The sequence below is a fragment of the Bacillus sp. ABA4_010 genome (assembly GCF_056159105.1).
Genome location: NZ_JBSWUN010000004.1, coordinates 1 through 15110, shown reverse-complemented (window position 1 = coordinate 15110; position 15110 = coordinate 1). Strand labels below are relative to the sequence as shown.

At 38.7% G+C, this 15110-nt stretch carries 15 protein-coding genes, 1 tRNA gene, 1 other RNA gene and 1 other annotated feature; of the genes, 13 read left to right on the top strand and 4 right to left on the bottom strand.

Translation table 11 applies throughout. The features are described 5' to 3' along the window. Positions 1 to 69: 69 nt before the first annotated feature. The 6 genes from guaB to ACXAEO_RS19735 all read left to right on the top strand — a co-directional run bounded on the left by guaB (position 70) and on the right by ACXAEO_RS19735 (position 6721). Entirely contained in the window at positions 70 to 1536 is a 1467-nt protein-coding gene (guaB, locus tag ACXAEO_RS19760; RefSeq protein WP_474885090.1) for an IMP dehydrogenase, read from the top strand. A gap of 254 nt (positions 1537 to 1790) precedes the next feature. Further along, entirely contained in the window at positions 1791 to 3092 is a 1302-nt protein-coding gene (locus ACXAEO_RS19755) for a serine hydrolase (RefSeq protein ID WP_474885088.1), read from the top strand. 297 nt (positions 3093 to 3389) lie between these two features. Continuing rightward, on the top strand, positions 3390 to 4271 hold the full coding sequence (pdxS, locus tag ACXAEO_RS19750; RefSeq protein WP_474884341.1) for a pyridoxal 5'-phosphate synthase lyase subunit PdxS: 882 nt from the start codon (positions 3390 to 3392) through the stop codon (positions 4269 to 4271). 17 nt (positions 4272 to 4288) lie between these two features. Beyond that, complete coding sequence (pdxT, locus tag ACXAEO_RS19745; protein ID WP_474884340.1) at positions 4289 to 4867, top strand: pyridoxal 5'-phosphate synthase glutaminase subunit PdxT; 579 nt, start codon at positions 4289 to 4291, stop codon at positions 4865 to 4867. Positions 4868 to 4919: 52 nt separating this feature from the next. Continuing rightward, positions 4920 to 5147: a binding site (T-box leader), on the top strand. Between the two features lie 59 nt (positions 5148 to 5206). Then, positions 5207 to 6487, top strand: a complete 1281-nt coding sequence (gene serS / locus ACXAEO_RS19740) for a serine--tRNA ligase (protein WP_474884338.1) — start codon at positions 5207 to 5209, stop codon at positions 6485 to 6487. A gap of 141 nt (positions 6488 to 6628) precedes the next feature. After that, positions 6629 to 6721 (top strand) — tRNA-Ser (locus ACXAEO_RS19735). Positions 6722 to 6961: 240 nt separating this feature from the next. Here ACXAEO_RS19735 and ACXAEO_RS19730 read toward each other — a convergent pair. From ACXAEO_RS19730 to ACXAEO_RS19715, 4 genes are all read right to left on the bottom strand, one after another. Beyond that, the gene (locus ACXAEO_RS19730; RefSeq protein WP_474884336.1) at positions 6962 to 7636 is read right to left on the bottom strand and encodes a deoxynucleoside kinase; all 675 of its coding nucleotides are present in this window, start codon (positions 7634 to 7636) and stop codon (positions 6962 to 6964) included. After that, the gene (locus tag ACXAEO_RS19725; RefSeq protein WP_474884335.1) at positions 7614 to 8273 is read right to left on the bottom strand and encodes a deoxynucleoside kinase; all 660 of its coding nucleotides are present in this window, start codon (positions 8271 to 8273) and stop codon (positions 7614 to 7616) included. Before ACXAEO_RS19725 ends, ACXAEO_RS19730 begins: the two co-directional genes overlap by 23 nt. 150 nt (positions 8274 to 8423) lie before the next feature. Next, complete coding sequence (locus ACXAEO_RS19720; protein ID WP_474884333.1) at positions 8424 to 9713, bottom strand: glycoside hydrolase family 18 protein; 1290 nt, start codon at positions 9711 to 9713, stop codon at positions 8424 to 8426. 94 nt (positions 9714 to 9807) lie between these two features. Further along, on the bottom strand, positions 9808 to 10365 hold the full coding sequence (locus ACXAEO_RS19715) for a cysteine hydrolase family protein (RefSeq protein WP_474884331.1): 558 nt from the start codon (positions 10363 to 10365) through the stop codon (positions 9808 to 9810). Positions 10366 to 10440: 75 nt separating this feature from the next. On the opposite strand from ACXAEO_RS19715, the gene tadA reads away from it, so the two are divergent. From tadA to ACXAEO_RS19680, 7 genes are all read left to right on the top strand, one after another. Beyond that, a complete protein-coding gene (gene tadA, locus ACXAEO_RS19710; RefSeq protein WP_474884329.1) occupies positions 10441 to 10920 on the top strand; it encodes a tRNA adenosine(34) deaminase TadA in 480 nt (159 codons plus the stop codon). Between the two features lie 106 nt (positions 10921 to 11026). Further along, positions 11027 to 11291, top strand: an RNA gene (gene ffs, locus ACXAEO_RS19705) — signal recognition particle sRNA large type. Positions 11292 to 11428: 137 nt separating this feature from the next. Next, positions 11429 to 13114 (top strand): DNA polymerase III subunit gamma/tau, encoded by a 1686-nt coding sequence (gene dnaX / locus ACXAEO_RS19700; protein WP_474884327.1) that lies wholly within the window; start codon positions 11429 to 11431, stop codon positions 13112 to 13114. Positions 13115 to 13136: 22 nt separating this feature from the next. Further along, entirely contained in the window at positions 13137 to 13457 is a 321-nt protein-coding gene (locus ACXAEO_RS19695; protein ID WP_474884326.1) for a YbaB/EbfC family nucleoid-associated protein, read from the top strand. 16 nt (positions 13458 to 13473) lie between these two features. Beyond that, positions 13474 to 14070, top strand: a complete 597-nt coding sequence (gene recR / locus ACXAEO_RS19690) for a recombination mediator RecR (RefSeq protein WP_474884323.1) — start codon at positions 13474 to 13476, stop codon at positions 14068 to 14070. A gap of 18 nt (positions 14071 to 14088) precedes the next feature. Beyond that, entirely contained in the window at positions 14089 to 14310 is a 222-nt protein-coding gene (locus ACXAEO_RS19685) for a YaaL family protein (RefSeq protein WP_474884321.1), read from the top strand. Between the two features lie 114 nt (positions 14311 to 14424). Continuing rightward, positions 14425 to 14685 carry a pro-sigmaK processing inhibitor BofA family protein gene (locus tag ACXAEO_RS19680; RefSeq protein WP_474884320.1) on the top strand — a complete coding sequence of 87 codons (261 nt, stop codon included), beginning with the start codon at positions 14425 to 14427 and terminating at the stop codon, positions 14683 to 14685. The last annotated feature ends 425 nt before the right edge of the window (positions 14686 to 15110 follow it).

Genomic DNA, 15110 nt, shown 5'->3' with positions numbered 1-15110 from the left:
TATTGACATACAGATAGCTCAATTGTTAATCTACTAATAATATTTTGTCGCCTAGAGGAGGATTATATGATGTGGGAAAGTAAATTTGTAAAAGAAGGTTTAACATTTGATGATGTATTGTTAGTTCCTGCTAAATCAGAAGTATTGCCAAAGGATGTTGATTTAAGCGTTCGTTTGACAGAAACACTTAAATTAAATGTCCCATTAATTAGTGCAGGGATGGATACGGTCACTGAAGCTGAAATGGCAATTTCAATGGCGAGACAAGGTGGACTAGGTATTATTCATAAGAATATGTCCATTGAACAGCAAGTAGAGCAAGTAGACAAGGTAAAGCGCTCAGAAAGCGGCGTTATTACAGATCCTTTCTTTTTAACTCCTCAACATCAAGTGTTTGATGCAGAGCATCTTATGGGTAAGTATCGTATTTCAGGTGTGCCGATTGTAAACAATGAACAAGAACAGAAGCTAGTCGGCATTTTAACCAATCGCGATTTGCGTTTTGTGCAAGACTATTCAATTCTTATTTCAGATGTTATGACGAAAGAACATCTTGTTACAGCACCTGTTGGTACAACTTTAGATGAAGCTGAAAAAATCCTCCAAAAACATAAAATCGAAAAGCTTCCATTAGTCGATGAGCAAGGGGTTCTAAAAGGATTAATTACAATTAAAGACATTGAAAAAGTCATTGAGTTCCCTCACTCTGCTAAAGACAAGCAAGGTCGTCTTTTAGTCGGGGCGGCAGTAGGCGTTACGAAGGATACATTAGTTCGAACAGAAAAGCTAGTCAATGCCGGTGTAGATGTAATTGTTATTGATACAGCGCATGGCCATTCTCAAGGTGTGCTAGATGCGGTTCGCAATATTCGTGACCTATACCCTAACTTAAACATTATTGCAGGGAATGTAGCGACGGGTGAAGGGACAAAGGCTTTAATCGAAGCTGGTGCTAATGTGGTCAAGGTTGGAATTGGACCTGGATCAATTTGTACAACTCGTGTTGTAGCAGGAGTGGGAGTTCCTCAAATTACAGCCATTTACGATTGTGCGACAGAAGCAAGAAAACACGGTGTTCCTATTATTGCGGATGGTGGAATTAAATACTCAGGCGATATCGTAAAGGCATTGGCAGCAGGTGGTCATGTGGTCATGTTAGGAAGTTTACTTGCTGGTACAACAGAAAGCCCAGGTGAAACAGAAATTTTCCAAGGAAGACGTTTTAAAGTTTATCGAGGAATGGGTTCTGTCGGAGCAATGGAACAAGGAAGTAAAGATCGTTATTTCCAAGAAGATAATAAGAAGTTTGTCCCAGAAGGGATTGAAGGTCGTGTCCCTTACAAAGGTCCTTTAGTTGATACGATTTATCAATTAATTGGCGGTTTAAAGTCAGGAATGGGTTACTGCGGTACACGTAATTTAAACGAGTTAAGAGAACATGCTCAATTCATTCGTATGACCGGTGCAGGATTAAGAGAAAGCCATCCGCACGATGTACAAATTACGAAAGAATCACCAAACTATTCTATGAGCTAAGATTTAATAAAGAGCACCTTTATACTATTGCCTATGTATAGAGGTGCTTTTTTATTTGATTTACGTGAATTTGTACTAGTTAGCAAGCTGTTTTATTGAGTGTTTTGCAAATAGGAACAATACTTATTTATCTATTTTTTTAGATGGCTATATGTTAAAATAGCCTTTATGTGAGTCTAATTGTGGAGGGTTTAGGAGTGAAGAATCAGTTACGTAAACTTTTGGTCTTTAGTGTCTTATCAACAATTCTGTTTATGAGTTTGTTGACTAGCGCTTCGCATGCACAGGCCGAGGAAAATTTCTTAAATATTGAATCAGACGCTGCTATATTAGTAGAGGCGACAACAGGAAAAATTATTTTTGAGAAAAATGCGGATACCGTTTTAGGAATTGCCAGCATGACAAAAATGATGACCGAATACCTCTTGTTAGAAGCCATTAGTGAAAAAAGAGTAAGTTGGGACCAAGAACATACGATTAGTGATTACGTATACCAAATTTCTCAAGATCGAAGTTTATCTAATGTTCCACTCTTAAAAGATGGAAAATACAATGTAAAAGAGCTTTATGAGGCGATGGCAATTTATTCGGCAAACGGTGCTACAATTGCAATTGCCGAAGTGTTAGCAGGTTCTGAATCAAACTTTGTTAAAATGATGAACCAAAAAGCAGAAGAGCTTGGGTTAGAAGATTATCAATTTGTGAACTCTACAGGGTTAACGAATACTTTATTAAAAGGGATGCATCCAAACGGAACAGATGCTAATGCGGAGAACTTATTATCCGCTAGAGCTACGGCTACGTTAGCTTACCATTTAGTTAACGATTTCCCGGAAGTGCTGGAAACCGCTAAAATTCCAAAAAAGGTGTTCAGAGAAGGAACGGATCATGAGATTCAAATGGACAACTGGAACTGGATGCTTCCAGGACTCGTATTTGGTTACGAGGGAGTAGATGGACTTAAGACAGGCCATACAGATTTTGCTGGATATTGTTTTACCGGAACGGCTGAACGAAATGGAGTCCGTTATATTACCGTTGTCATGAATGCTAAATCAAACGGTGTTAAATCGTTTAAAGCACGATTTGAAGAAACAAGAAAATTATTGGATTATGCTTTCAGTAATTACACAGTAGAAGAAATTTTACCTGCTCATCATACATTTAAGAAGCAGAGCGATCTTTCCGTTGTAAAAGGGAAAGAAAAAGAGGTAGAAGTTTATACAGATAAACCGCTAGAAGTACTAGTAAAGCGCGGGGAACAAAAAGAGTATAGTCCTTATATTGAGTTGAACGAGAAATCACTTGATGAAAAAGGAAGGCTGGCTGCACCTGTAAAAGAAGGACAAAAAGTAGGGGTAGTAGGTGTTACGTATAAAGGTGACGATCAGCTCGGCTTTTTAACAAAAGAAGGAGAAAAAGCAGCTACAGTCAATCTTGTAACAAAAGACGCGGTTGAAAAAGCAAACTGGTTTATTCTTTCTTTACGTGGCATCGGTGGATTCTTTGGGGATATTTGGACAAGTGCAGCGGACACAGTTAAAGGCTGGTTTTAAAATATTTTAGATTGAGTAAAGAAAACGAGTAGGTATGCGGATTTTTTCTTGTGGCATGATCACTGGAAAAATAGATGAAAAGACTAAACCAACAACAAATTGGTTTAGTCTTTTTTTAATATTTTTCTTAGAAAAAGAATATAAAAAACGAGATTAAACAAGATAAGAGTAAATTGAACATATGAAAACGATTTTTTATATGCTTTATTCTGAAAAATAAGGTAAAATAAAAAAATGGAAACATAATAGAGTGAAATATTCACTCATGTAATACACATCAATGGGGGGAGTACAAGAATGAATACAGGTACTGATCGTGTTAAACGTGGAATGGCGGAAATGCAAAAGGGCGGCGTCATCATGGATGTTGTAAATGCAGAGCAAGCGAAAATTGCAGAAGAAGCGGGCGCAGTTGCAGTTATGGCATTAGAGCGTGTTCCTGCTGATATTCGTGCAGCAGGTGGCGTTGCGCGCATGGCAGATCCAACAATTGTGGAAGAGGTAATGAACGCGGTTTCGATTCCAGTTATGGCTAAAGCGCGTATTGGACATATTGTGGAAGCACGTGTGTTAGAAGCACTTGGTGTGGATTATATTGATGAGAGTGAAGTATTAACGCCAGCTGATGAAGAATATCACTTAAACAAAAATGCTTTCACTGTACCGTTTGTGTGCGGATGCCGTGATTTAGGCGAAGCAGCACGTCGTATCGGAGAAGGTGCATCAATGCTTCGTACAAAAGGTGAGCCTGGAACAGGGAATATCGTAGAAGCTGTTCGACACATGCGCAAAGTGAACGCTCAAGTACGCAAGTTGATTAACATGAGTGAAGATGAAATCATGACGGAAGCAAAATTGTTAGGGGCTCCTTATGAAATTTTATTGCAAATTAAACGTGAAGGTCGTTTGCCAGTTGTAAACTTTGCAGCAGGCGGTGTGGCAACACCAGCAGATGCTGCTTTAATGATGCAATTAGGAGCTGACGGAGTATTCGTAGGTTCTGGTATCTTTAAATCAGAAAACCCTGCTAAATTTGCCCGTGCAATTGTAGAAGCAACAACACATTATGAAGATTACCAATTAATTGCTCAGCTTTCTAAAGGATTAGGAACAGCGATGAAAGGAATCGAAATTTCAACGTTACTTCCAGAAAACCGTATGCAAGAGCGCGGCTGGTAATTGAGAGGGTTGTACACATGGTGAAGGTAGGAGTTCTTGGATTACAAGGTGCTGTCCGTGAACATGTACAGGCTATAGAAGCTTCAGGGGCAGAGGCTGTTATTATTAAAAAGGTAGAGCAGTTAGAGGAGATTGACGGCTTAATTCTACCAGGTGGAGAAAGCACAACAATGCGCCGCCTTATTGATAAGTACCATTTCATGCAGCCATTGCGTGATTTTGCTGCTTCTGGAAAGCCAATGTTCGGAACATGTGCAGGTCTTATTTTATTAGCTAATCATATTGTCGGATATGAAGAACCCCATTTAGGTGTGATGGATATTACGGTAGAACGGAATTCCTTTGGGCGTCAACGAGAAAGTTTTGAAGCAAAGCTCTCTATTACTGGAGTCGCAGAGGATTTTATTGGCGTGTTTATACGTGCGCCTCATATCGTAAGTGTCGGTGAAGATGTAGAGGTTCTATCAGAACATAATGGCCGTATTGTCGCAGCAAGACAAGGTCAGTTCTTAGGTTGTTCCTTCCATCCTGAACTAACAGAAGACCATCGAATGGCTCAATATTTTGTTCATATGATTAAAGAGACTCAGGCATAAAACGTTTGCATCTTGTAAAAACTTATAGTAAATTATGTATGATTGAACTATATACAAAGCGATGAGAGGAACTAGTAACAAGAAACCTTTCCTTTAGAGAGTCGATGGTTGGTGGGAATCGACGGTGAGGACTTGTGAATCCATCCTCGAGCAAGTTGCTGAATAACTAATATTGTTTAGTAGGCAATTTCGGTGGACAACCGTTATCATGATAAGCTGGGAAGCAATCTATGATTGCTTTCAAGTAGGGTGGCAACGCGGGTAAACTCTCGTCCCTATTTTATAGGGATGAGGGTTTTTTTATTTGCCCTTACAATATATTTAAGGAGGTATGAGCACATGTTAGATTTAAAATTTTTACGTGCTAATTTTACTGAAGTAAAGGAAAAGATGAAGTTTAGAGGAGAAGATTTAGCTGATTTAGATCAATTTGAAGAACTGGATCTAAAACGAAGAGAGCTTATTGCTCAAACAGAAGAATTAAAAAGCAAACGAAATGAAGTGTCTCAACAAGTAGCGGTATTAAAACGAGAAAAACAGGATGCTGATCATCTCATTACAGAAATGAGAGAAGTAGGCGACCGAATTAAAGTATTAGATGAAGAATTAAGAACGGTAGAAGAGGCACTAGAAAATCTTTTATTATCTATTCCAAATATCCCTCATGAAAGTGTACCAGTTGGGGAAAGTGAAGATGATAATGTAGAGGTTCGTCAGTGGGGAGAAGTTCGTCAATTTGATTTTGAACCAAAACCTCACTGGGATATTGCAACAGAATTAGATATTTTAGATTTTGAGCGCGCGGGAAAAGTAACAGGGAGTCGTTTTGTATTTTACAAAGGTCTAGGGGCAAGGTTAGAGCGAGCGCTTATTAACTTCATGTTAGATTTGCATGTAGAAGAGCATGAATATGAAGAAGTATTACCGCCTTATATCGTGAATCGCACAAGCATGACTGGAACAGGTCAATTGCCAAAGTTTGAAGAAGATGCTTTCCGCATTGAATCAGAAGACTATTTTTTAATTCCAACAGCAGAGGTACCTGTAACGAATTTGCATCGTGATGAAATTTTAAGTGGAGACCAACTTCCAATCGCGTATGCTGCTTACAGTTCTTGCTTCCGTTCAGAGGCAGGATCAGCAGGGCGTGATACAAGAGGACTAATCCGTCAGCATCAATTCAACAAAGTGGAACTCGTTCGATTTGTTAAGCCTGAAGAGTCTTATAATGAATTAGAGAAGCTAACTGGACATGCAGAAAAAGTATTGCAGTTATTGGGCCTTCCTTATCGTGTAATGAGCATGTGTACAGGAGACTTAGGTTTTACCGCTGCTAAAAAATATGACATTGAAGTATGGATTCCGAGCTATGATACATATCGTGAAATTTCATCTTGCTCAAACTTCGAAGGTTTCCAAGCTCGTCGTGCTAACATTCGCTTCAGACGAGAATTAAATGCGAAGCCTGAACATGTGCATACATTAAACGGTTCTGGTCTTGCAATCGGCCGTACAGTTGCCGCTATTTTAGAAAATTACCAGCAAGCAGATGGATCAGTAATTGTGCCAGAAGTACTTCGGCCATACATGGGAAATAAGGAAGTTATTAAGAGTAAATAATAAAAGGGTCCTCGTGACCCTTTTATTATGTTAGAGCAAAGGTCGAGAATTGTGCTGTGTGAAGCAGTTCTTAATGTTGAAATAAAAATAAAAAAAATTGACATATCATTTGTTTTTTAGTATATTTATATTCGTCGATACGGAGGAATACCCAAGTCCGGCTGAAGGGATCGGTCTTGAAAACCGACAGGGGTGTAACAGCCCGCGGGGGTTCGAATCCCTCTTCCTCCGCCATAATAATGACATTAATGAACTTAGCGCAGATAAAATTGGAGATTGGAAAATCGTTACTGTTTAGTAACGATTTTTTTTTATTTATATAAGAAGTTGTTAACCACTAAACCTGAAAACTTTTTGGAGAAGAATAGAGTTTTTTTATGCAAAATGAACCGTTTATCAAAGGTTTTGATAAACGGTTCATTTTGCTAAGGGGAGTTGAAAAGGTTTGAATCCCGCTTTTTCAACTTCTCTTTTTTACATTTTTCTTTTTAATTTTTCACTATGATGTAAGAAACGAGAAATTTTTTCAACAATTGGTTCAATGGAAGATTCATTTTCCATGATATCATATTCATTAATATTTAAGCGTAAGACTGGGCAAGCATTAAAGTTGTTAATCCAGTTTTCATATCGTTCGTGCATCTCTTTCCAATACTCGATTGGCGTCTGCTGTTCCATAGGTCTGCCGCGTTCACGAATGCGATCTAAAATATCATCAAAGCTTCCTTCTAAGTAAATAAGTAAATCTGGATGTGGGAAGTAAGGAGTCATGACCATGGCTTGAAATAAACCTGTATAGGTTTCATAATCAACTTTTGACATTGTTCCTTTTTCAAAGTGCATTTTTGCAAAAATGCCTGTATCTTCGTAAATGGAACGATCTTGTACAAATCCGCCACCATACTCAAAAATCTTTTTCTGTTCTTTAAAGCGTTCTGCTAAGAAGTATACTTGAAGGTGGAAACTCCAACGTTCAAAGTCAGCATAGAAGCGATCTAAATATGGATTTGTATCTACTTTTTCAAAAGAGGTTCTAAATCCGAGTGCTTGTGCCAAAGCGGATGTCATTGTTGATTTTCCGACCCCAACTGTTCCCGCAATTGTAAGAACTGCATCACTTGGAATGTTATATTTTTTGCGTAAATCCATTGCTTTTATCTCCTTTTTTAAGGGTATCCTGTACTTTATTTAAAATAAAATCCATGTGATCTGGATTTTGGACAAAATCAAGTTCGTCCCCGTTGAAACGTAGTACCGTTACATCTGGATGCATCTTTTCAAATCGATCCATTGCCACTTCGTAATCTTGTTTTAATTGAAGCAAATAAGAAGGATCCATATTCTTTTCAATTTCTCGTCCGCGCAGCTGGATTCGTTTTAACAGAGTGTCAAGGCTCGCATTCAAATAGATAATCAAATTCGGCACAGGCATATCTTCAGTTAAAATATGATAGATTTTCACATATTTTTCGTACTGCTCACTTTTTAATGTACGCTCTGCAAAAATCATGTTCTTCATAATATGATAATCAGCAATTACAGGCTGTTGTTGACTTAGGTGGAGGCGTTGAATGTCTTCTAATTGTTTAAATCGATTGCATAAAAAGAACATTTCCGTTTGGAAGCTCCACTCATCAATATCTTTATAAAATTTACCTAAAAATGGGTTTTCGTCAACAATTTCTTTTAGTAAATTGAATTGAAAATACGAAGAAATCGCTTTGGACAGCGAGGTTTTTCCAACACCAATCGGTCCTTCTACCGCGATAAAGGGCGTTTCTCCCACTTTGCGTTCCTCCTCTATAGACACATTTCACGTCCCAAAACAGACAGAGTTTATTTTAACATACCGAAGAGAAGAAGAGGGAGAGATTCATGAAAAAAAGAAATATGTATATATTGGGTTTAAATGGAAAAAGAGGCGCCCTTCAGAAGGCTACCTCTTTTTGATTACATTAAAATTTTCCTCAATTAATAGCCAGTTTTGTGGAAAAGGAAGACCGAGTTTCCAATAAGCCATTCCCCTTAAATTAAGTTCTTTTAGCAAGTTGAATTTTGCTTGAATGGAACGAGCATCTTCAAACCAAACGGTATGTTGCTTGTTGTTTTCATCTTGATAATTGAAGTGAGGAGCTTGCGCATTGGTATCGTATTGAATAGGAACGTTATATTGATAAGCCACTTCAATTGCGCGCTGGGGGCTGAGCGCTTTAGCATATTGTCCCCCTTTAACAAAAGGCAATGTCCAATCATAGCCATAAAGGTTTTGGCCCATCATCACTTTGTTAGGGGGAATCTCTGTGATGGCATATTCTAATACTTCCCGCACGGGTCCAATCGGAGAAACAGCCATTGGAGGCCCGCCACTGTATCCCCATTCATAGGTCATAATGACAACGAAATCTGCAATTTCCCCAATACTTTTATAATCATGAGCTTCGTACCATTTTCCTTTTTGGTCTCTACTTTTTTTGGGAGCTAACGCTACAGACATAATATAGTCTTCTTGTTTGAGTCGAGATTTGGCCCGTTTCAAAAAGCGGAGGTAGGCATCTTTATCTTCTGGACGTAAATATTCAAAATCAAATGCAACCTCCGTAAAATTATACTTTTTAGCAGTTGCCATAATATTATTTAACAGGTTTGTTTCAATCGCTGGTTCGTTCAGGATAATACGTCCTAATTCATCGCTAAATGACCCATCTTCAATATTTGTTACAACCATGGAATAGCTCACTTGATTTTCTACAGCAATAGCTCCTAAGTTATTAAGATTAGGTTCTTTCAAGGAACCATCTCGTCTTACTTCAAAGTTGGCCGCTCCTAAATATGTTAAGTATTTGGCGTTTGCCCGAATGAGGTTTTCGACAGGGCGGTCAATGGTTCGGCCGCTCGCTTCTACATACCCGTAAAATTCTCCATTTCGTTTGGGGCGTGGGGGAATATATAGTCGCATTCCTGTCATCAATGGCTGATTGACCGAGATGTTATTAACCGTTGCTAGTTTTTGATAGCTTACATTTAATGTTCGACCTATATCCCAGAGTGTATCTCCTGGCTGTACCCAGTAGTAGGACCCCTGAATTGGGATAATGAGTGCTTGACCAATTACCAGTCGATCCGGGATGGGTAATTCATTTGCTTGTGAAATGGCTTGAGGCGAAGTTCCGTATGCTTGAGCAATACCATAGATGCTTTGCCCGGCTCTTACTACATGTATTTGCATCGCGATTTGTCCTCCTCTCATGAAAATCAATCATCTTTATCATGTTATGATGAGGAGGAGCATTGAATGAATTTATTTATTGAAAAAGAAGTATCTATTGGAGTAAGCGATTTTTGAGACAAGATGTATAATCTGAAGTGTCAGCTTTCAGGACGCTCTTCATCATTTTTAGCGCAAAATCATTATCCTCTTTTATATTGGAGGCGACACAATCAGATGGAATAATCAGGTCATATTCTCTCATATAAGCATCATTCGCGGAAAAAAGCACACAAATATTTCCGGCAACTCCTGTTAAAATAAGTGTAGTCACTTGTAATTTTTTTAATAGCATATTAAGGGCTGTTCCGTAAAAGATGGAATGTTTAGGTTTGATAAGGAAATAATCACGCTCTTCAGGCGTTAATAAAGATAAGATAGGCTGACTTAAAGAGTTGGTGCACGTTTCTAAAATTTTCTGCAGGTTCGCTTGCCAAAGCTGATAATGATCATTCACGTAAATGACCGGGTACTGATGATGATGCATCAATTGTTTTAGATGATGAATATTGGGAGCGATACTAGCTGTTTGTCGGCTTAATTCTTTTCCGTATTCAAATTGAAAATCATTGATGATATCAATTATGATTAAAGCAGGTTTATTTTTATCCATATACATTCTCTCCTTTCTTTATATATTGTGTAAGTTGAAAAGAGAATATTTTTGAATAGGCAGGGTTGAAGATCGATGATAGAACAAGATGACTACTATATGAGAGCAGCAATAGAAGAAGCGAAAAAAGCAGAAGCCATTATGGAAGTGCCTATTGGGGCAGTGATTGTAAAAGATGGCGAAATTGTCGCAAGAGGGCATAATTTAAGGGAGACCGAACAAAGAGCGGTGGCACATGCTGAATTACTAGCAATTGATGAAGCATGTAAAGCACTAGGAACGTGGCGTCTAGAAGATACGACTTTATATGTAACGTTGGAGCCGTGCCCGATGTGTGCAGGTGCGATAGTGCTATCAAGGGTGAAACGAGTGGTGTTCGGCGCTTATGATCCGAAAGGGGGATGTGCTGGAACCTTAATGAACTTATTAACGGAAGATAAGTTTAATCATCAAGCGGAGGTAGAAGGGGGGATTCTCGAGGAAGAGTGTGGCCAGCTTCTCACCCATTTTTTTAGGGAAATACGATTAGCTAAGAAAAAGAAAAAAGAAATTTAAGCGATTTTGAAACAATTAACAATGGATAGTCGTTGCATTTTAAGATAAAAACCCTTATACTTGAAAATGCATCAAGTAGATGCCTTTAAATTAGGTTTCAATTTTGCCGTGCTAAGCGGGGAGGTAGCGGTGCCCTGTACTCGCAATCCGCTCTAGCGAGGCCGAATCCCTTCCAGAGGTTAGTATATTTTAGGGTCTGACTCAAGTAAGTGGTGTTGACGTCTGGGTCCTGCGCAATGGGAATCTGTGAACCCTGTCAGGTCCGGAAGGAAGCAGCAGTAAGCAGAAGCTCTCATGTGCCGCAGGGTAGCCTGGACCGAGCTAACTGCTTGAGTAACGCCTAGGGTTGCTAATCGAAGGAAGGTGCACGGCAGTTTATACATATGCTTATTTTAAACCTGCTCAAAAGAGTAGGTTTTTTCTTTAGATTCTTATAGCCATTTTGGAAAACAACTATTATTTGAGCTATAATAGGAATGTTACGTGATGGAGAGTGAGGAGGGGTAGGATGGCTTATCAAGCCTTGTACCGCGTTTATCGACCTCAAAAATTCGAGGATGTAGTAGGACAGCTTCATATCATTAAGACTTTGCAGAATGCTTTGCTGCAAGAGAAATTTTCGCACGCTTATTTATTCTCGGGACCAAGAGGAACAGGGAAAACAACAGCGGCTAAAATTTTATCTAAGGCGGTAAACTGTGAAACAGCCCCTACAGCTGAACCTTGCAATAATTGCTCTGCTTGTCGAGGGATTATGGATGGGTCAATCTCTGATGTAATAGAAATTGATGCGGCTTCTAACAACGGTGTAGATGAGATTCGTGATATAAGGGATAAAGTGAAGTATGCACCGAGTGCAGTAAAATATAAAGTGTATATTATCGATGAAGTTCATATGCTGTCAATTGGAGCTTTCAATGCCTTGTTAAAAACGTTAGAGGAGCCGCCGCCGCATGTTATTTTTATTTTGGCGACAACAGAACCTCATAAAATACCATTGACCATCATTTCTAGGTGTCAGCGCTTTGATTTTAAGCGAATTGCCCCTGAAGATATGGTTAGTCGTATGGAGGATATCCTCTCTTCTCAACAAGTGCAAACAGAGAAAGATGCGCTTTTTGCAGTAGCGAAGGCAGCAGAAGGTGGGATGAGGGACGCGTTAAGTCTTCTTGACCAAGCCATCTCTTATAGTGAAGACATTGTGACTTTAGACGATGTTTTATCCATTACAGGAGCTGTATCACAAGAGTTTTTGTTTGCGGCTGCTAAAGCCATTCATGAACGTGAAGTAGTTCAAGTGTTAGAGGCTGTAGATCAGCTCATGCGGAATGGGAAGGAACCTTTGCGCTTTGTCGAAGACTTAATCTTCTATTATAGGGATTTGCTTTTGTACCAATCTGGAGGAGAGAATCCCGATTTATTAGAACGCGCTGTTATTAATGAAGAATTTAAGAGGCTAAGTGAAAGTGTTTCGAGTGATTTTATCCATGAGGTGATTCGAAAACTGAATGCTGCCCAGCAGGAAATGAAGTGGACAAACCATCCGAGAGTATTGCTGGAAGTGGCTTTAGTGAAGCTCTGTCAAAATGTATCTTCTGCACCGGATGGGAACCTTACTTCTTTAATGCAGAAAATCTCTGAATTACAGATGGAGATTCAACGGATGAAAGAAAATGGGATGCAGGTGCAAAGAAGCGGAGAAAGCGAATCTTCCGCATCAGAACGAAAAGCTTCTAGACAAGTGAGAAGCACTTACAAAGTACCGACTGGTAAGATACAAGAAGTACTAAAGGCAGCGACCCGAAAAAATTTAGAAGTGCTAAAAAAAGCGTGGCCGGAGGTTTTGGAAACATTAAAACAGCAAAACAAAGCTTCGCACGCCGCCTTATTATTGAATAGTGAACCGGTTGCTTCTTCAGACAATGATTTCGTTTTAAAATTTAAATATGAGATTCATTGCAAGATGGCCGCAGAAAATAATAATAATGTACGTGATAACTTAGAAAATATTTTATATACTTTAACTGGTAAGCGACTCGAGATGACTGCTATCCCCGACAGTGAGTGGGAACAAGTAAGAGAAGCGTTTCTGCGAGGACAGCGAGGAGATGAAGCTGAACAGGAAGAAGAAGAACCGCTCATTGCAGAGGCTAAAAAACTGTTTGGTGAAGAACTCATCGAAATAAAAGAATAATGAGATTAGGGAGGAAACAATAATGATGCGTGGAATGGGAAATATGCAAAAAATGATGAAACAAATGCAAAAAATGCAAAAAGATATGCAAAAGGCTCAGGAAGAATTAGTGGAAAAGACAGCTGAAGGTACAGCTGGCGGCGGTATGGTGACTGTTTTAGTAAATGGTAATAAAGAAGTGCTAGAAGTGAAGATTAAAGAAGAAGTTGTTGATCCAGAAGATATTGAAATGCTTCAAGATTTAGTCTTGGCTGCAACTAATGATGCTCTAAAACAAATGGATGAAATTACAAACTCTACAATGGGTAAATTTACTCAAGGGTTGAATATTCCAGGCCTCTAAGTAGGAGAGATGAAAAATGCGATACCCAGAGCCCATATCTAAATTGATTGAAAGTTTCATGAAATTGCCAGGAATTGGTCCTAAGACGGCCGTTCGTCTGGCTTTTTTTGTATTAACAATGAAAGAAGATACTGTACTTGATTTTGCCAAAGCTCTTGTAAATGCTAAGCGAAACTTAATGTATTGTTCGGTATGTGGTCATATTACAGATCAAGATCCTTGTTATATTTGTGAAGATCCTCGTCGAGATCGGAGTGTCATTTGTGTACTGCAAGATCCGAAAGATGTTATCGCGATGGAAAAAATGAAGGAATACAATGGTTTGTATCATGTGTTACACGGTGCTATTTCTCCAATGGATGGAATAGGGCCAGAAGACATTAAGATACCAGATCTGTTGAAACGTCTGCAGGATGATACAGTTCAAGAAGTCATACTAGCTACTAACCCAAATATCGAAGGGGAAGCTACCGCGATGTATATCTCTCGGTTGTTGAAACCTACAGGAATTACAATTACAAGAATTGCCCATGGTCTTCCGGTTGGAGGAGATTTAGAGTACGCGGATGAAGTGACCCTCTCTAAAGCTATCGAAGGAAGAAGGCAATTGTAAAGGTGGGATAGCAGGCTTATGTTCTTTAAAAGAAAAGGACGGCTGAAGAGCGAGTTTGATGAGAAGTTGCTCGAGACATTCGTTCAGGCAAAAAATAGTTGGTTAAAACAAACAGATATGATTGAAAAAAGTGTAGACCCTTCTGATGATGTATTATTGAGTGCAAAAATCACTCGAGCGAAATATTTATATCTGTTAAGAGAAGCAAAAAAACGGAATATCTCTATTAGTAAGATGTAAAAGGTTTTTAAGGAGAGAAGATGCATTGAATGCGTCTTCTCTCCTTTTTTTGTTCTTTAAAGAAGCGAGAAGCATAAAATAGTATTACCTAAGGAGAAAAGTGGGGGAGAAAACGTGGAACCTACATTTGTAGTCTTATTGTTGAGCGGCTTAATAGTTCTTTTACTATTAGCTGGCGGAACAGGCATATTTCGTTTTTTAGGACAAGGATTAATTAAGTTCGCAATCGGGGCGCTCATCTTGTTTTTTGTGAATGCGTTTGGAGGGCAATTAGATATTCATGTACCTATTAACATGGTAACGGCTGGAATCTCCGGATTTCTAGGAATATTCGGAGTAGTAGCCCTTGTCGTAATCGAGCTGTTCATCTTATAAGTTGTATAGATTCCTGTGCTTTCTAGGATAAATGATGTCTCAATAAAATGAGTAATTAAGGCAGTTATGGAAGAAGAGGAAGGGAAGGACTTTACAAGCCTTTCCTTCCTCTTCTTTTTGCCTGATCGTTCAAGTTGATTAGAGAGGGATAAATAGAGCATGCTAAATGAATAATCGTCCAATCTTCTTAATGAATAGTGAAAGCGGAGAGAAGGTTTACTTTTAGAGAAAATGAATTAAAATAATGAAAGAGATTAAAGTAAGTAAATTTTTTTCTCTTTTTTTTAGAAAAGTTATTGACCAATAAATGTACAGATGGTATATTAATATTCGTCGCTGAGACAACAATAACTTAAATAAAAAAGTTGTTGACAAGTAAAAAGAAACTTGATAAGATAAAAAAGTCGCTTAAAGACAAAAAGTTC